Origin of the sequence: Pantoea sp. EKM20T, assembly GCF_011800485.1 — a bacterium.
Classification (GTDB): Bacteria; Pseudomonadota; Gammaproteobacteria; order Enterobacterales; family Enterobacteriaceae; genus Pantoea; species Pantoea agglomerans.
The window spans coordinates 173,185-199,571 of record NZ_JAALFW010000003.1; the positions used below are offsets into that span (position 1 = coordinate 173,185).

Below are 26,387 nucleotides of genomic sequence, written 5' to 3' on the forward strand. Positions count from 1 at the left end.
AAAATGAAATTCAAGGGCGCATTACTGCTGTGTCTGCTGCTGGTGGGATGCGATAAACCCAATGATACGCAACTGGTCACCGAAACCGGACGCGAACTGCAGCGCACCATCGATACCAACCCAATGCGTATCACCTGTGAAAAGATCGCGAAGGGTCGTGAATGGCTGAGCCGCAACATGGTGCATAAGCTGGAAGCGCAGGGTTGCGATCAGGTCTTTCGCAGCGCCACCGAAACCAATTTCACGGATAGCACTATTTATCGCCGCACCATGACTATGGTGTGCGGTGGCATTCATGGTCAGAGTTTTACCGGTACCGAACTGACACGCCGGTTTATCTTCTCACCCGATGAGAAAGTGCTGGTGATTGAACCGATGACCGAAATGGATAAAACCCGCTTCGAAGGCCATAAAACGCTGCAACAGCTGCAGGATGATTTTAACCGGCAACAGCAGCAATATTGCCAGTGATCACGCCGGCACCGCCTGCTTCAGCTGTGCCAGTGAACAGCGTAACCGCCAGATAATCCCCGCCAGCTCGCTGGCCTCATTGCTTTCCAGTGCCAGTAACGCGGTGATGGTCTCCTCCAGTTCCGTCAGCATCCGATCCAGCGAGCTGTGGCGCACGCCGCGGCTGCTGATAATCTGCTGCAAGTCTTGCAGGCAGTGATCGCGAAACCCCATCAGTGCGGCTGAACCGGCGCGCCATTCACGCAGCTGCCAGACGATATGCGAGCAGTTGAGCAGCACCACGCCCCAGCGCAGTAGCCAGACGCGAGCCTGCTCATCCCGGCTGTGACTGAGCTGGCTGATACGGTGATAAATCTGCGATTCGAAGCGGCTCTCGCTGAGCCGGGGCCGCTGCCGCAGCTGATCGAGAAACGCCAGCCGCAGCGCCCGGATATGCCGTCGGCTGCGCCGCGCATCGGAGCTGGGTCGCAGAATCTGGAACGCCAGCCAGGCGAGCAGCACCCCGCAGACTTTGGCGATGTTATCGTTAAAGAAGTCCTGATAATCCCAGGTGGGCGGGTTAGTCACCGCGATAAACGAACCCATAAAGACGATGAACTGTCCCCACATTCCGGCGCGCTGTTTCTGCTGCAGCTTAAAGAGTTGCAGCGTCACCAGCAGCGGGAACAGAAACAGCAAAAACTGCCACAGCTGACTGATCTGCACCATCAGCCCAAACTTCATCACAAAACTAAACGCAAACAGCCACAGCAGGGTCTTCAGCAGCAGCGTGACGCTGCCGCCAGGTGAGGGTGATGAAGCGTAGAGCACACAGGCAATGGCGGTTAAGGTGAGCGCGGCGGCACCGGAAGACCATTGCGTATTGATCCAGAAGGCGCAGCCCAGCACGATAACGCAGAAGGTACGCAGGGCGCTCCAGCCCGCCTCGGCGCTGTCACTGTCGCGCGCCAGCGCCGGAACCGGCGGTGGCTGAAAGCGGGTGTCGGCATCGGCGCGATCCAGCAGGCGGATCCAGCGCAGCACGTTGAGGTACATCCAGCAGAAGTAGCGCAGCCGCTGACAAAAAGCGCGCTGCCGGTAGTCGCCATCCGCTGCCGGGGTCACGCTGCGCAGGATTTGCGCCAGACGATATTTATCACACGCCGGTTTCGCCAGCTCCGCCAGCAGTTGTTGCAGCGCGTCAAACAGCGCCTCTGGCGCGTCGGGCCAGTTCAGCAGCATGCGTCGCAGGCTGGAGAGCACGCTGGTGAGTCGCAGCTGCTGGTGCAGCACATAGTTCAGCACGTTGTTCTGTCGGCGAAAGCGGTAGTGGCTCCAGAACGCCTGAATCCGCAGCAGATTCATGGTCAGGATCTGGCTGATGACATTTTCATGCGCGGTCCGGATGGTCTCGCTGGCTGAGGGCTGCAGCAGTAATACCGCATGTTCCAGCAGCCTGGCATGCATCTGTTTCAGTGAGGTAATCAGCGTCTCACCATCGGAGGTACTCGGCAGTACCATCATCATTAATCCGGCGCAGAGAATGCCGGAGATCACCTCGCAAACCCGTGCCTGAGCGATGGTCCATAGCGAGGTGATATCGGTGATGTTAACGCTGCTAAAGGCGATGATGGCGGCGGTGTAGCCCGCCAGCGAAAAGGCGTAGGCAACATTATTCTGGTAGTGGTTCGCTATGCCGGTACAGAGCGCCAGCCAGCCGGCAATGGCAAAGGTAAACAGCCACGGCTCATTAAGCGTATGTCCGGCGATCAGCAGCGCAGCGCTGGCCCCCATCAGACTGCCAACGATGCGCCCCAGACTTTTACTGATCGCGCCGCCGACGGTGGGAAAGCTAATCACGGCGGCAGAGGTCATTGCCCAGTAGGGCTCATCCAGATCCAGTCCGTAGGCGATGCTCAGCGCCAGGCACATCGCAATAGCGTTGCGCAACGCATAGCGCCACTGGCCGGCGTTAGCCTTAATCCAGGGCAGTTGATCCCAGGCCAGCCACTGAAAATTCATGGCTGGATGGTGATGGTGCAGCTGGTTCCCGCCACCAGGTCTGCATCGGCAGGGAGCGGGTCGAGACGAATACGCACCGGCACTCGCTGCGCCAGCCGCACCCAGGGCACGTTGGGTTTGATATCGGGCACCAGGCCGCTGTCGGTCTCAATGCTCTGGTCATAGATGGCGCGGCCAATGCTATCCACCTGACCCTGCAGCCGCATACCATTGCTGTAGAGCACCACCTGGGCCGCTGCGCCTGGGTGAATATGGCGCAGTTTGGTCTCTTCGAAGTAGCCCATTACGTAGTAAGAGTGGCTGTCGACCAGAGCAAACAGAGGCGAACCCGCGGTGGCATAGTTGCCGGGACGCAGCGTCAGATTGGTGATCCAGCCATCCGCCGGTGCGGTCAGCGTCGTCTGCTGCAGATTCCAGCGCGCCCGTTCCCACTCCGCCTGTGCCGCTTTGGTGCTGGCGGCCGCCGCGCCGGCGCTTAATCGCGCGGCATCAAGGTCCTCTGCGGAGATGATGTTGCGCGGCAGGCTGCTGCGACGGTTAAATTCATGCTGCGCTTTCGCGAGATCCGCCTGCGCTTTGCTGAGCTGGGCGGCGGCATTGTCGAGCGCGATCTGCCACGGCACCGGGTCCAGCGTTAACAGCTGCTGGCCCTGATGCACAAACTGATTGTCTTTGACCTTCAGTTGCGTAATTCGTCCCGACACCTGAGGCGTGATATCCACCAGCTCTGCCCGTACTTTCCCGTCACGGGTCCAGGGCGACTGCATGTAGTAGTTCCAGAGCCAGCCAGCGGCCAGCAGCGCCAGGGCAAACATAATCAGCGTGGAGAAGTATTTTACCGCGTTAAATTTCATATCGATTATCCGTGACCGATGAGCCAGAGTGCGGCGGTAACGCACAGCACAAACAGGGAGAGATCAAACAGGGTGGGATGCCAGACATCGCCGGAGTAGATCCAGCCACGCACCAGAGGGTGGATCAGCAGCCAGAAAAAGAAGCCGAGGATCACCGCTTTGAATATCGGCGGGAAAAACAGTGAGGCACCCACCACCAGATCGGTCAGCGGATTCGCACCTGAAAAAGCAGGAGTGAGCACGTGATAACATCCTTCGTTAACCCAAACAGCAGAGTGAAAGCGCTGCCACGTTATCGTGGCCTGGTCCGGGATTTGTAATTTGTCCTGTAAACTCGCAGAATAGTGTAAAATCTGGCTTGATAGCTAGCAAGCTAATTATAAGGAGATGAAATGGATACGCCCCTCGGAACGGATTTATCTCGCCTGGTGCGCATCTGGCGCGCGTTGATTGATCAGCGGCTGAAGCCGCTTGAGCTGACTCAGACTCACTGGGTGACGTTGCACAATATTCATCAACTGCCGCCCGAACAGTCGCAGATTCAGTTAGCCAAGGCGATTGGTATTGAACAGCCTTCGCTGGTGCGCACGCTGGATCAGCTGGAAGAGAAAGGATTAATCACCCGTTCGACCTGCGCCAACGATCGTCGTGCCAAGCGCATTAAGCTGACGCAGCAGGCCGAGCCGATAATCGAACAGGTTGAGAGTGTGATTGATGAGACGCGGGATGACATTTTGTCCGGCATCAGTCGGGAAGAGATCAGTCAGATGGTGACGCTGATCGCCCGGCTTGAGAAAAACATTCTCGAACTTCAGCATAAAGAGAAATAAAAAAACCGACGCCCAGGCGTCGGTTTTTTGTTTAGCTTCATTAGCGAGGTGAAACCGTCACCTGGCTGCCGTTGGATGCCATCACAACGCGCTGGCCAACAGAGTAACGCGTGGCGGCCTGTTTCTGAACCACCATGATGGTGTTGCCATCATCCTTACGGATTTCCAGCTCAACGCCATCGGTTTTATTGACTGCGCCCTGTACGCCCTGGCCTGCTACGCCACCCAGAACCGCACCACCGGCTGTCGCCAGGCTACGTCCGCTGCCGCCGCCAATGGTGTTACCCAGGAATCCACCCAGCACCGCACCACCGATAGCACCGATGACATTGCTCTCATCGCCGCCCTGGATTTTCACCGGACGTACTGAGACTAAGGTACCGTACGAAACGCTCTGCACCTGCTTAGCTTCACTGGCACTGTAGGTATCACCCGACAGCGTACTGGTATTGCTACAACCTGCCAGCATCACACCGGCCAGAGCGACCACAATTACACGCTTAATCATTTGAAACTCCTTTAGTCGAGAAGGTGCCACGTTTACCGCTGTATCCTGCTCACAGTATAAGACACAAACCTGGCAAATTAATCCCTGTCCGAATAAAACACGGCTGGACGAAGCATAGACTATGCAGGATCAACAATAATTCAATCGTGGACTAAAAATAGTCCCATTACGTTATCAGTCAGCACGATTGGATAAAAAGAATTTAATCATAGAATTAGCGATCATTATTTGTCAGGCTAACCGCAGATGAATCGCACTTCCCGCCGGAAGTAAGGAATGGCTATGAAATCAGGACGCTATATTGGGGTAATGTCAGGCACCAGCCTGGATGGAGTGGATGTGGTGCTGGCTGCCATTGATGAAAATATGGTGGCGCAGCAGGCGAGCTACTGCCATCCGATGCCACCAGAACTGCGTCAGGCGATTCTGGCGATATGTCAGGGACAGTCCCTGACGCTGTCGCAGCTCGGCCAGCTTGATACCCGCCTCGGCCAGCTGTTTGCTGAAGCGGTAGTGACATTAATGAAGCGCGAATCGCTTGAAGCCAGCGATATCACGGCGATTGGCTGTCATGGTCAGACCGTCTGGCATGAGCCGCAGAGTGACGCACCCAATACGCTGCAGATTGGCGATCATAATCAGATCGTGGCGGCCACCGGCGTCACCGTGGTAGGGGATTTCCGCCGCCGTGATATGGCGCTGGGCGGGCAGGGCGCGCCGCTGGTGCCTGCCTTTCATCAGGCGCTGCTGATGGATGCCACTGAACGCCGCATGGTGCTGAATATTGGCGGCATCGCCAATCTCTCGCTGCTGATCCCGGGTCAGCCGGTGCGCGGCTTCGATACCGGCCCCGGCAATATGCTGCTGGACGCCTGGATCTGGCGTAATCAGGCTCAGCCGTATGACAAAGATGCGCAGTGGGCGCGCAGCGGGTCGGTGATTCCGGCACTGCTGGAGGCGCTGCTACGTGAGCCCTGGTTTGCGTTGCCGCCGCCGAAAAGCACCGGGCGCGAACATTTCAACCTCAGCTGGCTGGAGCAGCATCTGCGCTATTTCCCGGGTCTGGCTGCGCAGGACGTGCAGGCTACGCTGGTCGAGCTGACCGCCATCACCATCACGCAGCAGGTGTTACTCAATGATGGCTGCGACCGTCTGCTGGTGTGTGGCGGCGGCAGCCGCAATCCGCTGCTGATGGCACGACTGGCAGCGCATCTTCCGGGAACGGAAGTAACGACTACCGATGCGGCGGGTGTCAGTGGTGACGATATGGAGGCGCTGGCGTTTGCCTGGCTGGCTTTCCGCACGCTCTCCGGCCTGCCGGGCAATCTGCCTGCGGTGACGGGCGCACGGGAAAAAAGCGTGATTGGCGCAATCTTTCCGGCGAATTCACTCTACCGACGCTAAGCGGGGAGTCGGGGGCAATCTGCCCCCGCAGGATTACAGGTGGCCGTCAGGCGGCGCCGGAGAGATGCGTCAGGTTGCGAACGCCAGTAATCACCGAGGCAACCATGGTTTCACGTCGGGTAATCACCTCAACCTGATAAAACCGGCTGCGGTAGGCGATGGAATAGATAACGGGATGGTACTTATTACCTTCTCCGTAGCGGGAGTAGTGCGCTTCAAGCGCACGAGTCGCTGCGAGAATATGGGAGGGTTCTTTATCACCGCGGATGATTTGCTTCATTCAGTTCCTCAAATGCTGTCCCTGGAGTCACGTCGCACGCATGGCGCGTAGCGCTGGCCTAAACACTGAACATCTGACTGCTAAACATTTAATCACTGACTGGGTAATGACTGACTCTGCCGCGGGAAGATGACAGAAAGATGATCCCCCGGGGCTGTTAATTATTTAGCAGCCGCCGGGTGATCCAGCAAGGCAGGAAATCGCAAATTCATCCAAATAGCAGAGGCGGTCAGATCAGCTCCGGCCAGGCTACGGCCGCAACGCCATTGAGTACAGGTTTTGAGAACAGAAAGCCCTGAAACTGGGTCACGCCTGCCGCTTCAAGCCACATCCACTCTTCCGGCTGTTCAATACCCTCGGCGATAACACCGATCTCCAGCGAGGAGCAGCATTTCAGAATGGCATGAATGATCGCCTGCTTCGGCCCACTTTTATGCACATCAGCGATGATGGTTCGGTCGATTTTAATCTTGTCAGGCTGAATACGCGTCAGCAGCGACAGGCCGGCAAAACCGGCACCGAAATCATCCAGCGCCAGGCTGATGCCGGCCGCCTTCAGCTGCCTGATGGCGGCTTCAAAGGCCTCAGGCTGCGAGATAATTTCATTCTCGGTGAATTCAACCATGATCTGCTCTGGCACCAGTCCCTGCGCAGCAATCTCATCCAGCAAAAACGGGACGGCGTCGGGCACTTCCACCAGCGTCATCGGCAGCAGATTGATCGACAGAGTCATGCCCTCAATCCCCAGCTGCTTCGCCTGGGCGAAGGCGATCTTTTTCGACCTCAGATCGAGCTGATAGAGCTGCTCACGTGACAGTCGGGCAAAATAGTCGAGCGGCGATTCTCCCTGCGGGCCGCGCAGCAGCGCTTCCAGCGAGACGATTTCGCAGGCGAAGGGGTCAACGATCGGCTGAAAAGCAAAGCTGACCTCATCCGCAGCCACCAGCGATGCGTTGCCTTCACGCTGTTCTGACTCGTCACGGATAAACGTCCAGCCGCTGGCGGCCGGGATCTCAAAATAGTTCTCTTTTTCCCGCGCTTCGACAAAGGTGCGCAGGAACTGCAGTGCGCGATCGGCATAGGTCAGCTGATACTTTGTGGTGCACTTTGCCAGTACCGCCTCCAGTACCGTCTCTTTATCATGCAGCCGCAGATCGAACAGCTCCATACCGACGTGGCCAAAACGGCGTGCCGGGGCGTAATCGCGCAGCAGTTCGACCAGATTATGGTGGCGTGGATCCTGGCAAATCCGGCTGTAAACTGCATTGACCGCCGCCTCCGGACCTTCCAGCAGCTGGAAAAAATGCGTGCCATTGAATAATAAAATTCCGGTGACGCTTGAGGATTTATTGATTTTATTCGCTTTCCGCGCCAAACCATTCAGGATCTCAAGCGGCACATGTTCAGTAATGTGGCTGCGATAGATGATTGTCGACAACATAAAGGTTTCCGGAATTTTTTATTTTTTGTTATGGCACCTTACCAGAAGCTTCTTCCGGGGAAAACGAGGGCCAGTACGTCTTTCTCACTCTGACTCTGTTTTAATCAACCGGCAGCGTGGTATTGCCCGTTCCCAGAGAGCGCTGCATAAAAACGGTATCCAGCCAGCGACCCTGTTTAAAACCCACCGAGCGCAGGATACCTGTCATCTCAAAGCCTGCGGCGCGATGTACGGCAATCGAGCCCTGGTTCTCGCTGTCGCCGACGTTGGCGATCAACTGGCGGAACCCTGCCTGCTCAGCCCAGCGGATTACATGGTTTAACAGGCGCGAACCGGCTCCGCGCTTCTGAAATCCGGGATCGATATAAATTGAGTCTTCCAGCGTATGCCGGTAGGCATGGCGCGGACGATAAGGCGTCAGATAACAGAACCCACGCACTTCTCCGTCGCTGACGGCGATAAACCACGGCAGGCCCGCCTGCTGAATCTTCCGCATCCGCTCGCCAATCTCTGCCGCGTCGGGAGGCACTGTCTCAAATGAGCCGGTGCCGTTAAGGACATGCCAGGCGTAGATCTGCTGAATCGCCGTGATGTGGCGTTCATCTGCCTCAAAAATTTCCATTATGCGGTTTTGCCCCGAAAGTCTGCACCTGTGGAAAAACAACGGTATAGCGGGCGATGTGAGGGCGCAATATAAATATTACGCGCTCATGAAATTTTATGAGTGCGTCGTTCGCCAGGATTATTCCTGGCAGGAAGCAGATAAAAAATCACGTCGGTTTAGTGCCACTACTGAATGGTAATTAAGCCTATTCTGAAAACAGCGTCAGCCGGATGATCCGGGCCGGCGTTAAGGCTATTATCTTCGCGGTTCTGATGAGGTTGATTTATTAACTGGAGGCGCAGCGTGATGCGATTTGTTGATTTTCTGAATAGTAAGCAGGGGCTGCGTGCAGCAAGAAATCACTGCTTTGAATTAAATGGTGTGGTACTGGGCCATTTTACTGCGTTATTCCTGCATGATAACCAGATTATTTTTACCAAAGATGGTAAGCAGTGTGCTGTGCCTTATTATCTGGGTCCCGAAGAAGATTTGCTTCAGCAGAAAATAAATCCACGCATTAAAAATATCCGCGCGATCTGAACGGACGCCGCGATGAGTTTATCGCTTCAGCCAGAACACCTGCGTAATATTTCCTCATTCTCCGGGCGATAATATTGGCACTGTCTGGTAAATAGCATCGACGCTATTTCTAACTTCCCTGTTTTCTGCCAACCCATTCGTTTACGCCTGCTTATTTAGCCGACTCGCTGCTGTTCTGCGCGGGTGCAATAAACAGCAACAGCAGGGCGCTGACCGCAAACAGCGTTAATGCCGTACTGGCTCCCAAAGAGGCGTAGAGCTGACCAAACAGCAGCGATCCCGCTACCTGGCCCACCGCCAGCATAAAGAACAGGATGCCGACGCCGGTCGCCGGATCTTCAGCAGTGGCGCGTGCGCCCCACACCAGCAGCACGCCCGATAGCGTGACGTAACCTGCGCCACAGCAGGCAACCGCGATCGCTAAGCCGGTGGATTCGCCCCGACTCCAGGCCAGCACCAGCAGTGGCACTGCCATCCCGCACAGTGAGAGCCGGTATACACCCTTCAGCCTGATACGGGCAGCGACCGGGCCGGTTGCCGCACCCACGATGCCTGCTCCTCCGGCAATCAGCCAGAGTAAGCGGGCGGTCTCTTCATCCACACCGACATGCTGTCGCAGCAGCGCTGACCCAAAGCTCCACCAGGCAGCACTGACCAGACCCGAAATCAACGCAATACTCATCAGACGATGCATGGAGCGGCGATACAGCCGCTGGTGCCAGAGACGCACTCTGGTGGGGCGACTGGCGGCGTGACCTGATAACACGCGCATCACCGGCAGTACACAGGCCAGCGACAGCAAAGCGAACAGCAGACAGGCGGCACGCCAGCCGCCGGGCAGAACGCTCAGGATGACCACCGTCAGGATAATGCCCGCGCTGGTGCCGGCATTGATCAGGGTATTGATGCGCGGCTGACCCGCAGCAGGGATTCGATCGCTGACTGCCGCCGCCAGGGCAGGTGAAGCCAGACCGGCACTCAATCCGGCAATAAAGAGTCCGGCCGCCAGCAGCAGCGTTGATGAGGCACAGGCGAGCAGCAGCAGACCCGCCGTCGCACTGAGTGAGGCCAGCAGCGCCGTCAGCCGGGTGCCATAGCGATCCGCCAGCGCGGCTGCGGTAAGTATGGTGAGGCAATATGCCACAAAGCTGCAGGCTGACAGCATACCCGCCTGCTGCGGGTTGAACGGGATCTCCGCTGAGATAGCGGGCAGCATCAATCCCCATGAGAAGCGCGCCATGCCATAGGTCACGGCGATCAGGCTGAAGCCGGTCAGCGCCAGCGCGATGGGCGATCTCATCCTGTCGCCCTGTTCTGAAGTAACTGACTGACGACCTGCGCCGCCTGTTGAGCAGCGGCGGAACCGGTAATCAGCGCCGTGGTAATGGCACCCTCAAAGAGTATCCAGATAGCATCACTCAGCGACTTATCTTCAGCACCGCGCAGATGCGTCACACAAAGGGTGATATAAGCCCGCATCGTGGCCCGGAAGGCCAGCGCCTGAGCGGCCAGTTCACTGTCCCGCTCGGCATACTCTCCCCAGGCTTTCAGAAAAAAGCAGCCACGGGCACCGTTCGCCTCCGTCCACTCGCCCAGCACCCTGAACAGATGCGCTATCGCATCAGGCTGCTGCGGTGGCAGCAGATCGGCCATAAAGCGCTGCTCGCGCGCGTCGAGTACCGCTGCGGTCAGCGCTTCGCGTGAGGCGAAGTGATGATAGAGCGTGCGGGTAGAGACGCCCGCTTCGCGACAGATATTGTCGGTGCTGGTGGCGTGGAAACCGTGGGTGTAGAAGAGCCGCTCGGCGGCCTGGATGATATCGTTTCTCTTTTTCATGCTTTAAAAGTAAACCGATCGTTTTACTTTTTCAAGCCGGTCGCTGTTAATTACGCCCGCTGGTATTGATAAATCCCTGATGCCAGGGGAGCTGGCGTTCCGCTTAAAGGCACGCAGTGCACCGCTTTCACTCTTATTCAGGTTCAGTTTATCAATACTCATAAATACCCCTGCGGGGATGATATTTTTCAGCTTCTGCTCTAATCATATCTGAGTAGCGCGTCACCCCTGGCGCGCAGGTTGATTTTATAATCTGTTGTTTTTTAAGTTTTATTTTGTTTTTTGCTTTTTTAATGATGCATTAGCAGTATAAATGTAAGCGGGGCGACAGTGAGGGTGAGGGCGTTACAGCGCGTGGAATGCCTGAAGCGACATAAGCAATGAAAAAGGGCATATTCTCAAAGTCAGCCAGACTCACGCAATAAAGTGGTTTTAGGGATAATTCTCAGTTAGTTTAATAAAGCTTCAGATTACAAAAAAAACCTCTTACGAATTTTGGTTCGTTTTTTAAGATACATACAGCAACTATCAGGATGACTACCATGCTCAAAGCCAGCTACTATTATCTGTGCCCGCGTCCCATGGGTGGATGGATTTTACACAAAGAAGGTTGCGTTAATCTGTCAAAGAACGATAAACGCGTTTTTATTGGTTCGCTTTATACCCGCCAGCAGGCGCTGGCCGTGGCGAAAGTCCATCACGCTAATGCCATACTCTGTAATGCCTGCCTGAGCACTTTTATTTGCCCGACCAGCAGCAGCACGGCAATTAAACCTGCACGCGCGGCAACGCCAACCCGCCATACGCCAAAACATTAATTTGTATGCAGGGAGTTATTGTTCTGCTGTGGCAGAAGGATAATAAAGGGAATTAATGCTGCGGGCCGGTTAGAATAAAAAAAGGCAGCGTAAAGACGCTGCCCTGTTCTTTATTTAAGCCTGTTTAGGCTGGCCATTTGAAGCGGTAATTCCGCCATCGACCGGCAGATTAACGCCGGTAATATAACTGGCTTCATCGCTGGCAATAAAGAGAATGGCACGGGCGATATCATCCGCTTCACCGGCCCGGCGCAGTGGAATACGGTCGTAAAAGCGCTCCAGCAGCGCCTGATCCTGTTTGGCATCTTCGGTCAGATCGGTAAAGGTAAAGCCGGGACAGATTGCATTGACTCGTACGCCATCTGCGCCGTAGTCCATCGCCAGCGCACGGGTGAAGTTGGTAATCGCCCCTTTGGCCGCGTTGTAGATGCTCATGCCCCAGTCGCCGCCTAAACCGGAAACGGAAGAGATGTTAACCACGTTGCCTTTGCTCTTTAACAGGGCAGGCATGAAATAGTGTACGCCGTGGAAAACTCCATCAAGGTCAGTTTTCATCAGGGTTTTCCATGCGTCGAGATCGACTTCATGGATGCGGCCCTGCACGATGACGCCGGCGTTATTCACCAGCACGTCAACACGGCCATACTTCTTCAGGACGGTTTCTGACAGCTGTTTAACCTGTGCGGCTTCTGAGACGTCGCAGGCAGCCACCAGGTGATCGCCTGGCGTCATGTCGGCCAGCGTCTCTTCCAGTTTCTGCGCGGTACGGCCCACCAGCACCACTGATGCACCCTCTTCAGCGAAGCGTTTTGCGCTGGCTTCGCCAATGCCGGATCCGGCACCTGTCACAACCACAACTTTCTGCGTAAATCTGGACATTATGCCTCCTTTTCAGCATCAATTCTCACTGTTAACAACCGGTTAAGCCTGGCAGCGATCGCCAGAAACACAAGCGCAGCGCGAAATGCGCTGCGCCAGATGACTGCTTTTTAACCGGGTGAGCGGCTATGGACGTCTGAACAGGGCGAAGCTGCGTCCTTCCAGTTCGAAATCCTTCTCTTTGGTGATCACCAGACCGCGCTTCGCGGTGTCGCTGGTGGTCAGTTCCAGCACCCAGCCGCCTTCACCAAACTGCGGGATCTGGAACGGTACATTGCCTTCAAACGGATTGAACAGCATCAGGACGTCGTGCCAGATGCCTTCCTCGGTCTGGAGGTCCGGTCGGCCGATATAAACCCCCAGCGTTGATCCCTCATCCCACTGCTCAGCCTGCTGGAAGCCGCCACCGGCGTTAAACCATTTGATATCCATGCCATCACGCCAGTTTTCACGGCGCAGTAACGGCTGCTGAGCACGTAACGTCAGGATCTGGCGGGTGAACTCGCGCAGCGCCTCGGCAGATTCCGGCAGGTTATCCCAGTGTACCCAGGAGATTTCGCTGTCCTGGCAGTAGCCATTGTTGTTGCCCATCTGGCTGCGGCCAAACTCGTCGCCCGCCAGCAGCATTGGCGTACCGTGTGAGAAGATCAGCGTGGCGAGGAAGTTGCGCTTCTGACGCTCGCGCACCGCGTTGATGCCTTCATCATCGGTCGGGCCTTCAACTCCGTAGTTGTAAGAGCGGTTGTCGTTGTGGCCGTCGTTGTTGTCTTCGCCATTCTCCGCGTTATGTTTGTCGTTGTACGACACCAGATCGTTGAGGGTGAAGCCATCGTGCGCGGTGATAAAGTTGACGCTGGCCCATGGACGACGACCGTGCTGATCGTAGAGATCGCCGGAACCCAGCAGGCGGGCAGCAAAGTCTGTGGAGACGTTGTTGCCTTTCCAGTAGTCACGCACCGTATCGCGATACTGATCGTTCCATTCTGCCCAGCCTGGCGGGAAGCTGCCCACCTGATAGCCGCCCGGACCGATATCCCAGGGTTCACCGATCAGCTTTTTCTGCGACAGGACCGGGTCCTGCATGATGGCATCGAAGAAGCCGCCGCGCGGGTCAAAACCATCAGGCTCGCGACCGAGAATGGTACCCAGATCGAAACGGAAGCCGTCGATATGCATTGATTCTGACCAGTAACGCAGCGAATCGAGCACCATCTGCAGTACACGCGGATGCGAGGTGTTGACGGTGTTACCGGTACCGGTGTCGTTGATGTAATAGCGATGCTGGTCTGGCAACGTACGGTAATAGGAGAAGTTATCGATGCCTTTAAACGACAGCGTTGGCCCCAGCTCATTCCCCTCGGCGGTGTGGTTGTAGACCACGTCGAGGATCACCTCAATACCGGCATCATGGAAGGCTCGCACCATGTCACGGAAGCCCTGAATACCGCGCGGCCCGAAGTAGCGGGTGGCGGGGGCAAAGAAGTTCAGCGTGTTATATCCCCAGAAGTTTTTCAGCCCTTTATCCAGCAGGTGCTGGTCATCCGGGAACCAGTGTACCGGCAGCAGTTCGACCGAGGTAATGCCCAGGCTTTTAATGTAGTCGACGGTCGATTTGTGGCTCATGCCGTCAAAGGTGCCGCGCATTTCAGGTGGCAGGGCGGTGTTGAGCTGCGTGAAGCCCTTAACGTGGGTTTCATAGATGACGGTTTTCGGCCACGGCACATTCGGGCGGTTTTTATCCTGCCAGTCGAATTCGTTGGGATCGATCACCCGGCACTTTGGCGTAAACGGCGCGCTGTCGCGGCTGTCGAAGGTCAGATCTTTATCGTCATGATAGAGATCGTAAGCGAAGTGCGCCTCGTTCCACGCGATGTCTCCCGCCAGTTCACGGGCGTAGGGATCGAGCAGCAGCTTGTTCGGGTTAAAGCGATGACCATTTTCCGGGTCATAAGGGCCATAAACGCGATAGCCATAGAGCGCGCCGGGCTGCAGGCCCGGAATATAGCCGTGCCATACTTCATGGGTATATTCCGGCAGCTCCAGACGGGCAATTTCCGTTTTACCGCTGGGATCGTACAGACAGAGTTCAACCCGCTCGGCGTGGGCGCTGAACAGGGCGAAGTTCACGCCCTGACCATCAAAGTTGGCCCCCAGTAAATGGCTGTATCCCGCCGTAATTTCAAAACGCTGACTGTTTGACATTTATGCCTCGTTATTCAATGAACAGATTGACGCGTAATAAAAAAAGTTCTTTCCGGAATTCACTGTGCCACCAGCACGGCACACCACTGCGATGCCAGCCCGGTAAGCGGCAACTGGTCGCCCGCAGCCACCGTTTTACCGGTCAGCACATCCTGGTAGCGGCGCTGGCCCAGTGCGGTGGGCAGCGCAATGACCGTGTCAGCCCAGCGCGCAGCGGGCGGCTGGTCGAGATTCGCCGGCAACTGGTTAAAGACCCTGCGTGACACAACCACTATCACCGCCTGATCCTGTCCGGTGCGGGCAAAGGCCAGCACATTATTCTGCTGCTCGCCCTCTGCCGACAGTGCCAGATAGTCACCGTGGCGGAACAGGGCAGGCTGCTGCTGACGCAGCGTCAGCAGCTTCACAATCGCCTGCTGATTGACCTGACCGCGCAGCCAGTGCGCCTCGCTGCCGTCGTGCTGTGGCGCGTTAAGCATCGCCGCCAGCGCGTCGAAATCGGGTTCGCGGCGGTTATCGGGATCGACCAGGCTGAAGTCCAGCGCCTCGCTGCCCTGATAAATATCGGGTACGCCAGGCGCCGTAAGCTTCACCACAGTCTGGGTCAGACTGTTGACCAGACCGGCACGCATAAAGGGTTGCAGCGACTGGCAGAAATCATTGAGGAAGGTGCTGTTGGCGGGCGCAAGCAGGTGACGGGCATAGTCCAGCACTGCCTCCTCATAGGCGTCGTTGTTGTCGGCCCAGTCGGTACGCAGCTTGGCTTCACGCAGCGCTTTTTCCACATAGACCACAAAGCGGGCTTCCAGCGCCGCCAGACCTTCCGCATCCTGCGGCTGCAGGGTGGTTGGCCAGACGCCCGCCAGCGCTTCATACAGCATCCACTCCACGGCCGGTTCGGGTGCCGGACCATCTTTCAGGCGTACGACCTGATCGTGGTTCATCTCCCGCCAGCGGTTGACGCAATCCGCCCAGCGTTGCGGCGCTTCGGTAAGGGTATAGAGTCGCGCACGCGCATCTTCACCGCGCTTGGTGTCGTGCGTGGAGGTGCCCGACAGCGCATCGGGCTGATGTTCGCGCCGCGCCTGCATTTCAGCGTGAAACTGATCCAGCGAGAAGTGGCGCGCCAGCGGTTCAGCGCCGACTTCATTCAGCGCCAGCGCCATGTGCTGACGGAAGAAGAGGGTATCTTCCACCGATTTCGCCATCAGCGGTCCGGTCAGCTGCTGGAAGCGGGTGCGGAATTGCGTGGCATCGTCGCGAGCGGAGTCGGCAACCTCTGCGCGCAGAATATGGGTCAGGAAATCAAGCGCCTGACTGTCGGGCGCATGGGCACTGGCTTTCACCTCGCTGACCACCTGTTGCAACAGCGCGGTGTCGGCTGGCGTCAGGCCCTGCGGCGTACCGTAGGTGCGATAGACCGGGAACGCCACCAGCAGTTCACGCAGCGCATTCTTCAGTTCCGCTTCCGGCTGTGGCGTGCCTTCTGCGTCGGCAATCTTCAGTGCCAGCTGCAGTAACCGGTTAAATTCACCGGCAAAATTGCGGTTTGCCATCAGCAGTTTGGCGGCGCGTAGCTCCGCTTTCATATCAACGGTTTTACCGATGACGGCCTGATACGCTTTGCGCAGTCCGCTCAGCTGATCGCTGTCGACCAGCAGATTGGCGAGTGCGGCCATAAATTCATATCCGGTGGTGCCGGAAACCGGCCATGCATCAGGCAGCTGTTCATTGTCACCCAGGATTTTCTCCACGGTGAGATAGCAGTCGGGACCGGCAGCCTGGCGTAACTGTTCCAGATAGCCGTGCGGATCGGCCAGGCCATCCACGTGGTCGACGCGTAAGCCCTGCACCGCACCGCTGTGAACCAGTTCCAGGATCAGCTGATGCGCGGCATCGAAGACCGTTTTGTCTTCCACGCGCACGCCTGCCAGACCGGTGACTTCAAAGAAGCGACGGTAGGAGAGATCGTTGGGCGCATCGCGCCACGACATCAGCCGCCACGGCTGCTGGTCATGCAGCTCAGCAATCTCCGCCGCGTCGCGGAGGGCGAGTACCGCTTCTTCCCGATCCTGCCAGGTATCAGGTGCCAGCGGATAGAAATTGTCGAAGTAGGCCAGCGCCGGTTTGCCGGTCTGCGGATCGCGCTTCACGCTGATCTCGCCGTTGGCCAGCACCGCCTCAAAGGTGTCACCGAGGAACGGCAGCGTCAGGCGGCGTGACCAGTCGATATCGAAGTAATGCGCATAGCGGCTCTTTTCGCCATGCTCAATGACGTCGCGCCACCACGGGTTCTCCAGCGAGGCGGCCATATGGTTAGGCACGATGTCGAGGATCAGTCCCAGCCCGGCCGCTTTCAGCGCAGCAGCCATGCGATCAAATCCTTCACGGCCGCCAATCGACGGCTCGATCTGGTTAACGTCGGTCACGTCATAGCCGTGGGTCGATTCAGCAGTAGCGCTGAAGATCGGTGACGCGTAAAGATGGCTGATACCCAGCTGTTTCAGGTAGGGCACCAGCGCCGCCGCACGGTCAAACGTCATGCCGTTGCGGAACTGAATGCGGTACGTTGCGGTTGGAATATTCATTCTGCTTCTCTCTTAGCCAGGCGAACCACGATAGCGTTGGGAATCAGTTCGCTGGCGGCCTGCGGCCAGGCAAACAGCGTTTCGCCTGGCAGATCGGGGATCGGCTGTGTGCTGTTGCCGACGTTCAGCGCCAGTGACAGCGTGCCCTGCGGGAAGTCCCAGCGCACCGCGAGGAAACCTTCCGCCGTTTTCACCACCTGACCGGCATCGCCACCGGCGGTCTGCAGCAGCGGCACGATATGTTGCTGACGCAGGGCCAGCAGCTGACGCGTCAGCGCCAGCCACTGCTGACCTTCCGGCGTTTCTGTTCGCTGCCAGTTAAGCTTCGACTGTTCAAAGGTGGTGACATCGTTGGGATCCGGCACAGTTTCGCCGTGACCGGCATGGCCTTCAAACTCTCTTGCGCGACCTTCACGCACCGCTTTGGCCAGATCGCCGTGGAAATCGGTGAAGAACAGGAACGGCCGGGTTTCGCCATACTCTTCACCCATAAACAGCAGCGGAATATGAGGCGAGACCAGTAACATCGCCAGCAGCACCTGGGTGCGCTCTGCGCCGGCCAGGCTGATTAGCCTTTCGCCCTGCGCACGGTTGCCCGTCTGGTCATGGTTCTGGATGAAGTCGACAAAGGCGACCGGCGGCTGGCTGCTGCTTTTCACGCCGCGTGGTTCACCCGACTGCGGCGAGACTTCGCCCTGATAGACAAAGCCTTCTGCCAGCGCCCGCGCTACCCGCTGTTCCGGCTGGTCGGCGAAATCCTGGTAATAGGCGTGGCTTTCACCGGTTGCCAGCACATGCACGGCGTTGTGGAAGTCATCGTTCCATTCGCCGGTAAACAGCGGAGCGTCCCCGTTTTCGTCACGCGGATGCAGGAAGGTGACGTTACGGCAATCTTCGGTAGTCAGATGAATAGGGCGGTCGGTAATCGTGGCGCGGATGCGCTCAGCAATGTCAATCAGCACATGCTTGTCGCTGGGATCGTCAATCTGATCGATGGCGTCAAAGCGCAGGCCATCCAGATTAAACTCCTGCAGCCAGTAGAGCGGCGCTTCCACGATATAGCGGCGCACCGCATCAGCGTCATAGGCGATACCGGCGCCCCACGGCGTCTGGCGCTCTTTGTGGAAGAAGTCTGGTGAGAGCAGCGGCAGATAGTTGCCCTCCGGGCCGAAGTGGTTCAGCACGATATCCAGCACTACCGACAGACCGTGGCCGTGTGCTGCGTCAATAAAGGCTTTAAAATCATCGGGTGTACCGTAGGCAGCATGCGGTGCATAGAGCAGCACGCCATCGTAGCCCCAGCCGCGATTACCGCCGAACTGCGACACCGGCAGCACTTCAATCATGGTAATGCCGGTTTCAGCCAGCGTTGGCAGCTTCTCAATCGCCGCCCGGAAGGTGCCCTCAGGCGTAAAGGTGCCGATGTGCAGTTCATAGACCACCGACTCCTGCCATGGACGACCCTTCCAGCTCGTGTTCTGCCACTGATAAGCGTCAGGATCGATCACCAGCGACGGGCCATTGACCTCTGCTTTCTGAGCGCGGGCGGCGGGATCGGGCACCGCTGTACCATCGGCCAGCACATAATCATATTCGGCATTGGCTGCCACACCAGCGACCTGAGTTTCAAACCAGCCGTCAGCCTGCGGCGTCATCTCAATGTCTTTACCGGAGAGCCGCAGCGTCACGCGTTGCTGACCGGTTGCCCAGAGGCGGAAACGCACCTCGTCGCTGGCAACCCGTTCAGCGCCCCAACTTTTAAAAAAAGATTTGGATTCCATTCAGTTGCCTCATTTAGCCTGGAAATGCGCGATGGTGGCCACCGCACGAAAAGGATGTCGATGACGCAAGCGTCAAAAAATCTTAAAGCTATCAGCGAGACCAGGAGGCCAGGTGGGCTGGCGCGTCTCTTCAGTCAGAAAGCCGGACTGGTATTCAGCGTGGTGTGGCGGAAAACGGGCCGTGAGACCGCTTCCACGCGGCATACAGTGAGTAATCATAGACTAAGATGTTGCAATCGCAGGGCGGCGGGGGGTAGAGAGGCATTAATTTGCGTTAATTGCTGTGAATCTGCATCCGGCGGGGCGAAAGCAGGAGCCAGGCGCAGAAAAGCCTGCCGGATGGCGCCGATTCGCTATAAGCTTATGCGCGATGGCGCAGGTCGCTCCGGATGACCTGCGGCGCTGAACACTTCAGAAGGATGTTACGTGAGGAAAAGAGTTCTGTTAGCCGCGTTGTTGTTGCTGCTCTCCGCCTGTTCTAACCGGGTCGGACACAGGCTGGACAGCAGTAATCTGCAGCAAATTCATGCCGGTCAGACCACCAAGGCCCAGCTGATCGCGCTGTTTGGTCAGCCTGACAGTGAAACGCCTTACCCGGACGGGCAGCGGTTGCTGAAGTGGAACTACAGCGAGGCGCGCACCCTGAATACCACCGAAGGGCAGACGCTGACCGTGCAGATGAAAAATGACAAAGTGCTGAACTATGCGCTGAGTAAAAGTTAATGCGCTGAGCAAACGTGAATCACGGTGGCGGCAGATCGCCACCGCGCATTCTGGTTACTGCCCGCTGCTCTGCTGTGCATCCCGGCTGTCGGGGCGCGGCTGAGCCAGACGGGCAAAATCGGATCCTGCCGGATGCTGATAAATCTGCAGCTCAAAGTGGCGGGCCATCGCGTAGATATACTCAAAAATCGCTGCCTGAGTATTTTCATAATCGGCCCAGAAAATAGAGGAGGTGAAGCAGTAGATCTCTACCGGCAATCCATCCGGCGACGGTTTCAGCGGTCGCACCACGATATACATCTCTTTCTGAATGTCGTCACGCTGCGCCAGCCAGGCGGTCAGGTATTTACGGAACACCATCAGATTGGTGATACCGTTCTCCATAAACCAGCGGTCGCCCACGGCATTGATATCACGTCCATCCAGCAGCTCAGTGATCGATTCGCCAGCGAGGCGGATCTGGCTCATCGCCTGCAGCATCTCCTGATTCACAAAGGTGATCGACTTCTGATCAAGATAAAAGCTGCGCATGATGCGGCGTGCGCCCGAGGAGAACATCGCCTGCCAGTTGGTGTAGGTCTCGGTCAGGAAGTTCTTGGTCGGGATGCGCGAAATGGTGTTGTCCCAGTTGCGGATGGTGATGGTATGCAGAGCAATATCGATCACTTCACCACTGATATTTCTGTCCGGCATCTCAATCCAGTCGCCCAGTTGCAGCACATCGTTAGAGGAGAGCTGAATATTCGCCACCAGCGACAACAGCGTATGCTGGAAGATCAGCATCAGCACCGCGGCGACCGCACCCAGCGAGGAGATGATAATCGCCGGTGACTTGTTGGACATAATCGCCAGAATCATGATCGCGGCGATAATATGCACCAGAATTTTTCCGATCTGGATATAGCCTTTGATCGAGTGATTCTTGCGTTTTGATTTGCGCGAATAGGAGTTGTTAACAATCTCCAGCACTTCGTTGAAGAAGATCGACAGATAGACGAAAAACAGGATGCCGCAGATGGTCTGAATCGCCACTTTCAGATTTTCAGGCAGGCCCGGCATAAACTGCAGGAAATTGTAGACCACAATCACCGGCACAAAATTTGACAGCTTCTGAGAGAGGCGGACATCTTTATCCAGCGGCACGCCCTTTTTGTGGCTGCTGAAAAAGACCTTCCTGATCACTTTGACGATGAAAAATTTGCAGATCAGGTGAGTGACCATCCCGGCCATAATCAGCAGCAACAGGCTGAAGCTGATCGACAGTACCCTGTTTCCCTCAATAAAACTCATCAGACTCTGAATGTAATGCATGATAACCACGTGCAAAAAAGATAAGGGGCGAATTCAACCACAGCACGGGGACGGTTGTTAAGCGCCGAATGCGTTCAGGCTGAGCCGCACCGCTTTTTTTGCGTAACGGTGCACTGGCAGCACCCTCCATCCTGCGGATTGTTACCTTCTCTGGTGCAACACTCAGATAAACGCCGCGCTGGCCGATAACAGCTTTATCTCCTCTGATATGAGCCTGCGGACATGCTTAAAAATATTAAAATCACTCACGGTATCGCTGCTGTTCTGGTGATCTTTGTGGCGTTACTGACCCTGACCGGATTCCTGTTCTACAACGGCGTCTCAAAAGCCGACAAAAACTTCGTGGCGGCAGAGCAGCTTACGCTGCAGCAGCAGCACCTGAGTGACGCGGTAAAAACCCTGATCAAAACCCGCGTCACCATCAACCGCGTGGCAATCCGTTTCCTGAAAAATCAGCAGGATCCAAAATCACTGGCAGCCATGGCTGCGCTGCTGGAGCAGGCTGGAAAGTCTGCTGCTGCCGCCGATGCGGACTTCAAAGCCTGGCAGGCGCTGCCGCGCAAAGAGGGCCAGGGTGAAGCCCAGGCGACGCAGGTGCAGACCGCCTACCAGCAGATGCGTGACACCATGCTGGCCTCGATTACCTTTCTGAAGCAGGGCAACTACGCGGGCTACGGCAACCTTGAAGCGCAGGCGGCGCAGGACCAGCTCGACAGTGCTTATGAGGCCTGGCGTGCAGTGAACATCCAGCTGATGAAAGCGTCCTCGGAGCATAACCAGCGTAGCCTGACGGATGCGCTCTGGGCGCTGCTGACTATTGGCCTGATTACCGGCGTGATTGGGGTCGCGGTCTGGATTGGGCTGCAGAAATTGCTGATTGGCCCACTGGGCAGGCTGACCGGCCATATGCGCGCCATTTCGGGCGGCGATCTGACCTCCGATATTCAGCACGAAGGCCGCAATGAGATGGGTCTGCTGATTCAGGAGCTGCAACAGATGCGCGATGCGCTGGTGGTGACCATTACCTCGGTCGATGACGCCACCCGCTCTATCTTTACCGGTGCAGCGGAAATCTCTGCGGGCAGCACCGATCTCTCTTCCCGTACCGAACAGCAGGCTGCCGCGCTGGAACAGACCGCAGCCAGTATGGAGCAGCTCACCTCAACGGTGAAACTCAATGCAGACAATGCGCAGCAGGCGACCACGGTAGCGAAAGAGGCTTCAGCCACGGCCATGCAGGGCGGTGAGACTGTCGCCCGGGTCATCGCCAATATGGATCAGATCAGCGAAAGCTCGACTCAGATTGCCGGTATCATCGCCATTATCGACAGTATTGCCTTCCAGACCAATATTCTGGCGCTGAACGCCGCCGTTGAAGCCGCGCGTGCCGGTGAGCAGGGTCGTGGATTTGCGGTGGTAGCGGGTGAAGTGCGCTCGCTGGCCGGGCGCAGCGCCAGCGCCGCGCAGGAGATCCGGGGACTGATCGACCGCTCAGCCGAGCGGATTAAAACCGGTGCCGGTCATGCTTCTCAGGCGGGCGTCGCGATGGAGAGCATCGTGACGTCGGTGAGTCGTGTCACGCAGCTGATCGAAGAGATCGCGGCGTCCTCGACTGAACAGACCCGTGGCATTGAGCAGGTCTGCAAAGCGGTCTCGGAAATGGATGGTGTGACGCAGCAGAACGCCGCGCTGGTGGAGGAGTCCGCGACTGCCGCCGCCTCACTGGAAGAGCAGGCGAGCTACCTGCGTAAAACGGTATCGGTATTCAAAACCGGCACTCTGCAGGTGGCGTTCTCTGCTGCGCCGGTGGTGAAAGCCCTTGCCGTGCCAAAACTTCAGCCTGCCCGCCTGGCGGACAATGATAACTGGCAGACCTTCTGATAAAAAAACCGCCCCGAAGGGCGGTTTTTTATTTTGTGACGCGGCATGCAGCATCATGCCGCTGACATCAGGCCGGGACGGACTGTGCCTTCTGGCTGCGTGACCAGACGCGGTGCGCTTTCATCGCCTGAGTGAACTCAGACATCAGCGCGCTCTCCGCCGAGTTGCCCTGCACAATACCTTCTTCCTGATCCGCATCTTCCAGACCGAACTGCGCTTTAAAGCGTCGCGCTTCGCCCACCAGACCAATCACCTTGAGGTGCTTGTAGGCTTCCAGCAGGAAGTAACGGGCATCGCCGCTCAGCAGCAGGGCATCGATATTGCCATCCGGCACCATCACCGCATCAAAGGTCAGAGAGGGCAGACCGGCGAACGTCGCATCGACCGGCAGCACTGAACCGTCATCGGCGCGCACCTGGCCCATATGCGGAGCCAGCAGTTTGGCGTGAACACCCACCGCTTTCAGCGCCTGCAAAATCGCCAGCACATCAGCCGCCTTCACACCATCGCTGAGCAGCAGTGCGACCTGGCGACCTTTGATCTCGCCATCCGGAATGGCGTAGAGGCTCAGGCTGTCATCTTTGGTCAGGCCATTCACCGGCGCAGGCGGCTGAATGTTGAGCTGCTCATCCGTCAGAGCGAGTCCCAGGTTATCCGCCACGCCCTGCGCCAGTTTCGTATCAATGCGTGCCAGATGATCCACCACACGCTCACGGATATAAGCACGCGCCACTTTACTCAGTTCAAACGAGTAGGCACCAATGATGTGCTGCTGCTCGACTTCAGTCTGGCTCAGCCAGAACAGGCGCGGCTGCGCATAATACTCACCAAATGAGGGGCTGCGCTCGCGCACTTTATGGCCCTCAATCCGCTCCTGATAGCTCTCGAAGCCGCCGCCTTCTGCAGCAGGTGGAGTTTCACGCGGCCAGTTATCGTTGATCGAGTTCGGCTCGTAGTTCGCCGGATTGGTGTCAATATCCTGACGATGCATGCCCTGACGCTGGAAGTTATGGTACGGGCAGGTCGGACGGTTGATCGGGATCTCATGGAAGTTCGGTCCGCCCAGACGACTGATTTGCGTATCGGTATAGGAGAACAGACGCCCCTGCAGCAGCGGATCGTTGGAGAAATCGAGGCCCGGCACGATATGGCCTGGGTGGAACGCCACCTGCTCGGTTTCAGCAAAGAAGTTGTCCGGGTTACGGTTAAGTACCATCTTGCCGACAATCTCAACCGGCACCAGCGCTTCCGGGATCAGCTTGGTGGCATCCAGAATATCGAAGTCAAATTTGAACTCATCCTCTTCCGGGATCAGCTGCAGGCCCAGTTCATATTCCGGGAAATCACCCGCTTCAATCGCTTCCCACAGATCGCGGCGATGGAAATCGGGATCGCGACCGGTCAGTTTCTGTGACTCGTCCCACAGCAGCGACGCTTTACCGGCCACCGGCTTCCAGTGGAAACGGACAAAGGTCGCTTTACCTTCTGCGTTAATCAGGCGGAAGGTGTGAATACCAAAGCCTTCCATGGTGCGATAGCTGCGCGGAATACCCCGGTCAGACATCGCCCAGATAACGTTGTGCATGGTTTCCGGCTGCAGAGAGACGTAATCCCAGAAGGTGTCATGGGCACTCTGGCCCTGCGGGATTTCGTTATGCGGTTCCGGCTTAACGGCGTGCACAAAGTCAGGGAATTTATGCGCATCCTGAATAAAGAATACCGGTGTGTTGTTGCCCACCAGGTCAAAGACACCCTCTTCGGTGTAGAACTTGGCGGCGAAACCGCGAATGTCACGCACGGTATCAGCCGATCCTGCACCGCCCTGAACTGTAGAGAAACGCACGAAAACCGGCGTGGTCTGCTCGGGATCGCTGAGGAACTGCGCTTTGGTCAGATCTTTCAGGGAGCGGTAAGGCTGAAAATAGCCGTGTGCGGCAGAGCCACGGGCGTGAACGATACGTTCCGGGATACGCTCATGGTCAAAGTGCGTGATTTTCTCACGCATAATAAAGTCTTCCAGCAGCGTCGGACCGCGAGAACCGGCGCGCAGTGAGTTTTGATCGTTGGCGATGCGTGTGCCCTGGTTGGTGGTGAGGGCGCGGTCGGTGCCGTTTTTGCGGCTGGCTTCAAGCTGGTCAAGTTTGGCGTTGTGCGTCTGAGGCGCTTTCAGGCTGCCTGGGGCGGTGGGCTGCTTGCCTGGCGGAGTCGGTTCGGCTGGGGGCTGATGCGAACCATCTTTTGGTGCCAGTGAACCCAGACCCGGCTCTGAGGATTCCGGACCGGTGGTGGGGGCGCGCTCGCTCAGGGGTTTCTTCTCTGTTTCTTTCGACATTAATTCATGCTCCAGCTGTTATTTTACTTTCGACGACACTAAATATAGAACAACCTGAACAATACTGAGGTTAAATCGGGCATTTAACTGTGACGACTGTGCCTTTTTTGTCCGCCAGAAAAGCGCACTTATCTCTCAATCCGGATTATCGCTTCGCTTACTCATGCCTTGTGCCGTCTGGCTTAACGGCGTTCCAGCCCGCGCCTGCTATACGGAAAGTGTGCTTTCAGAGGATGCAGAATCTGCCGCCGCAGGAGGCGCTCATTGCCTGATGCAGGGCATTAACCGATTAATAAAATTAATGCTGGCGTTTGCTGCTTTTGGTTGAAGTTGGAAATGTTATATCATAACATTTCATTTTGTAACGTTGACCGGGGTATCAGACTTTGATGAATCATGCAGGTAAATGGATTGGGCTACTGGGCGCACTGTTAGTCAGCCAGCCGTCGCTGGCACACGGCACGCATGCACATGGAAAACCGCTGTCAGCCCTGGAGCAGAAAGCGGCAGAAGGGGTTTTTGCTGACAGCGATGTGAAAGATCGTCCGCTCGCTGACTGGGATGGCCTGTGGCAGTCGGTTTATCCGCTGCTGCAAAGCGGCGAACTGGACCCGGTCTGGCAGAAGAAAGCGCAGCAGGATCACAGCAAAACGGCAGAGGAGTATAAAGCGTATTACCGCAAAGGCTATGCCACCGACGTCGATACCATCGGTATTGAAAATGGCGTGATGGAGTTCCACATCGGCGATCAGGTCAGCGCCTGCCACTACCGGTATGCGGGCCACAAAATTCTGACCTATACCTCAGGTAAAAAAGGGGTGCGCTACCTGTTTGAATGCCAGGACGCGGGCAGCAAAGCGCCCAAATATGTGCAGTTCAGCGACCACACCATCGGGCCGCGTAAATCTGCCCATTTCCATATCTTTATGGGCAACGATTCTCAGCAAGCCCTGCTGGCGGAAATGGATAACTGGCCGACCTATTACCCTTACCAGATGATGAACTCACAGGTCGTGGATGAGATGCTGCACCACTGAGTGCCGTGATCGGATGACCCGCTGGTCAGGGCGGGTACAGAGCGGTTATGCTCAGTTTATCCGGTG

At 56.8% G+C, this 26,387-nt stretch carries 23 protein-coding genes; 8 read left to right on the forward strand and 15 right to left on the reverse strand.

Annotated features, from left to right (window positions below):
• Positions 1-3: 3 nt before the first annotated feature.
• Positions 4-471, forward strand: coding sequence for a hypothetical protein (locus tag HFD94_RS06770; RefSeq protein ID WP_031590459.1), 468 nt, complete (start codon positions 4-6; stop codon positions 469-471).
• On the opposite strand, the gene HFD94_RS06775 is transcribed toward HFD94_RS06770, so the two are convergent.
• From HFD94_RS06775 to HFD94_RS06785, 3 genes are read right to left on the reverse strand one after another with little or no spacing between them, the layout of a single operon-like run.
• Entirely contained in the window at positions 472-2,472 is a 2,001-nt protein-coding gene (locus tag HFD94_RS06775; protein WP_122888930.1) for an FUSC family protein, read from the reverse strand.
• Complete coding sequence (locus HFD94_RS06780; protein ID WP_122888929.1) at positions 2,469-3,326, reverse strand: HlyD family secretion protein; 858 nt, start codon at positions 3,324-3,326, stop codon at positions 2,469-2,471. The genes HFD94_RS06775 and HFD94_RS06780 overlap by 4 nt, the downstream gene beginning before the upstream one ends.
• 5 nt (positions 3,327-3,331) lie before the next feature.
• Positions 3,332-3,568 carry a DUF1656 domain-containing protein gene (locus HFD94_RS06785; protein ID WP_010245554.1) on the reverse strand — a complete coding sequence of 79 codons (237 nt, stop codon included), beginning with the start codon at positions 3,566-3,568 and terminating at the stop codon, positions 3,332-3,334.
• Between the two features lie 150 nt (positions 3,569-3,718).
• On the opposite strand from HFD94_RS06785, the gene slyA reads away from it, so the two are divergent.
• Positions 3,719-4,156 carry a transcriptional regulator SlyA gene (gene slyA, locus HFD94_RS06790; RefSeq protein WP_010245551.1) on the forward strand — a complete coding sequence of 146 codons (438 nt, stop codon included), beginning with the start codon at positions 3,719-3,721 and terminating at the stop codon, positions 4,154-4,156.
• A gap of 40 nt (positions 4,157-4,196) precedes the next feature.
• Here the strand turns inward: slyA and slyB are convergent, their stop codons facing one another.
• On the reverse strand, positions 4,197-4,664 hold the full coding sequence (gene slyB, locus HFD94_RS06795; RefSeq protein ID WP_010245548.1) for an outer membrane lipoprotein SlyB: 468 nt from the start codon (positions 4,662-4,664) through the stop codon (positions 4,197-4,199).
• 282 nt (positions 4,665-4,946) lie between these two features.
• Between slyB and anmK the strand changes: the two genes are divergently transcribed.
• On the forward strand, positions 4,947-6,068 hold the full coding sequence (anmK, locus tag HFD94_RS06800) for an anhydro-N-acetylmuramic acid kinase (protein WP_167423094.1): 1,122 nt from the start codon (positions 4,947-4,949) through the stop codon (positions 6,066-6,068).
• 46 nt (positions 6,069-6,114) lie between these two features.
• On the opposite strand, the gene HFD94_RS06805 is transcribed toward anmK, so the two are convergent.
• The 3 genes from HFD94_RS06805 to HFD94_RS06815 all read right to left on the reverse strand — a co-directional run bounded on the left by HFD94_RS06805 (position 6,115) and on the right by HFD94_RS06815 (position 8,411).
• Positions 6,115-6,348, reverse strand: a complete 234-nt coding sequence (locus HFD94_RS06805; RefSeq protein ID WP_010245542.1) for a DUF4060 family protein — start codon at positions 6,346-6,348, stop codon at positions 6,115-6,117.
• 229 nt (positions 6,349-6,577) lie between these two features.
• Positions 6,578-7,789, reverse strand: a complete 1,212-nt coding sequence (locus HFD94_RS06810) for a diguanylate phosphodiesterase (protein WP_062757546.1) — start codon at positions 7,787-7,789, stop codon at positions 6,578-6,580.
• A 100-nt stretch (positions 7,790-7,889) separates the two neighbouring features.
• Entirely contained in the window at positions 7,890-8,411 is a 522-nt protein-coding gene (locus tag HFD94_RS06815; protein WP_010670047.1) for a GNAT family N-acetyltransferase, read from the reverse strand.
• Positions 8,412-8,699: 288 nt separating this feature from the next.
• Between HFD94_RS06815 and HFD94_RS06820 the strand changes: the two genes are divergently transcribed.
• The gene (locus tag HFD94_RS06820; RefSeq protein ID WP_010670048.1) at positions 8,700-8,933 is read left to right on the forward strand and encodes a hypothetical protein; all 234 of its coding nucleotides are present in this window, start codon (positions 8,700-8,702) and stop codon (positions 8,931-8,933) included.
• A 151-nt stretch (positions 8,934-9,084) separates the two neighbouring features.
• Here the strand turns inward: HFD94_RS06820 and HFD94_RS06825 are convergent, their stop codons facing one another.
• Entirely contained in the window at positions 9,085-10,233 is a 1,149-nt protein-coding gene (locus HFD94_RS06825) for a sugar MFS transporter (RefSeq protein WP_167432934.1), read from the reverse strand.
• Positions 10,230-10,769, reverse strand: a complete 540-nt coding sequence (locus HFD94_RS06830; protein ID WP_159226383.1) for a TetR/AcrR family transcriptional regulator — start codon at positions 10,767-10,769, stop codon at positions 10,230-10,232. The genes HFD94_RS06825 and HFD94_RS06830 overlap by 4 nt, the downstream gene beginning before the upstream one ends.
• Before the next feature lie 542 nt (positions 10,770-11,311).
• Here HFD94_RS06830 and HFD94_RS06835 point away from each other — a divergent pair.
• The gene (locus HFD94_RS06835) at positions 11,312-11,587 is read left to right on the forward strand and encodes a hypothetical protein (protein ID WP_010670051.1); all 276 of its coding nucleotides are present in this window, start codon (positions 11,312-11,314) and stop codon (positions 11,585-11,587) included.
• Between the two features lie 114 nt (positions 11,588-11,701).
• Here HFD94_RS06835 and HFD94_RS06840 read toward each other — a convergent pair whose 3' ends face one another.
• The 4 genes from HFD94_RS06840 to treZ form a co-directional block, all read right to left on the reverse strand.
• Positions 11,702-12,466: an SDR family NAD(P)-dependent oxidoreductase gene (locus HFD94_RS06840; protein ID WP_010245522.1), complete on the reverse strand. Its 765-nt coding sequence runs from the start codon at positions 12,464-12,466 to the stop codon at positions 11,702-11,704.
• A gap of 126 nt (positions 12,467-12,592) precedes the next feature.
• A complete protein-coding gene (gene glgX, locus HFD94_RS06845; RefSeq protein WP_010245519.1) occupies positions 12,593-14,668 on the reverse strand; it encodes a glycogen debranching protein GlgX in 2,076 nt (691 codons plus the stop codon).
• A gap of 59 nt (positions 14,669-14,727) precedes the next feature.
• On the reverse strand, positions 14,728-17,256 hold the full coding sequence (treY, locus tag HFD94_RS06850; protein WP_167432935.1) for a malto-oligosyltrehalose synthase: 2,529 nt from the start codon (positions 17,254-17,256) through the stop codon (positions 14,728-14,730).
• On the reverse strand, positions 17,253-19,037 hold the full coding sequence (gene treZ / locus HFD94_RS06855) for a malto-oligosyltrehalose trehalohydrolase (protein ID WP_167432936.1): 1,785 nt from the start codon (positions 19,035-19,037) through the stop codon (positions 17,253-17,255). The genes treY and treZ overlap by 4 nt, the downstream gene beginning before the upstream one ends.
• A gap of 426 nt (positions 19,038-19,463) precedes the next feature.
• Here treZ and HFD94_RS06860 point away from each other — a divergent pair, with 426 nt between their 5' ends.
• Entirely contained in the window at positions 19,464-19,760 is a 297-nt protein-coding gene (locus tag HFD94_RS06860) for a hypothetical protein (protein ID WP_029519032.1), read from the forward strand.
• Between the two features lie 54 nt (positions 19,761-19,814).
• On the opposite strand, the gene HFD94_RS06865 is transcribed toward HFD94_RS06860, so the two are convergent.
• The gene (locus HFD94_RS06865) at positions 19,815-21,071 is read right to left on the reverse strand and encodes a mechanosensitive ion channel family protein (RefSeq protein WP_010670055.1); all 1,257 of its coding nucleotides are present in this window, start codon (positions 21,069-21,071) and stop codon (positions 19,815-19,817) included.
• A gap of 222 nt (positions 21,072-21,293) precedes the next feature.
• On the opposite strand from HFD94_RS06865, the gene HFD94_RS06870 reads away from it, so the two are divergent.
• On the forward strand, positions 21,294-22,952 hold the full coding sequence (locus HFD94_RS06870; RefSeq protein ID WP_167432937.1) for a methyl-accepting chemotaxis protein: 1,659 nt from the start codon (positions 21,294-21,296) through the stop codon (positions 22,950-22,952).
• 67 nt (positions 22,953-23,019) lie between these two features.
• Here the strand turns inward: HFD94_RS06870 and katE are convergent, their stop codons facing one another.
• Positions 23,020-25,284, reverse strand: coding sequence for a catalase HPII (katE, locus tag HFD94_RS06875; RefSeq protein ID WP_167432938.1), 2,265 nt, complete (start codon positions 25,282-25,284; stop codon positions 23,020-23,022).
• 389 nt (positions 25,285-25,673) lie between these two features.
• Here katE and zinT point away from each other — a divergent pair, with 389 nt between their 5' ends.
• Positions 25,674-26,321, forward strand: coding sequence for a metal-binding protein ZinT (gene zinT / locus HFD94_RS06880; protein ID WP_039391860.1), 648 nt, complete (start codon positions 25,674-25,676; stop codon positions 26,319-26,321).
• Positions 26,322-26,387: the final 66 nt, after the last annotated feature.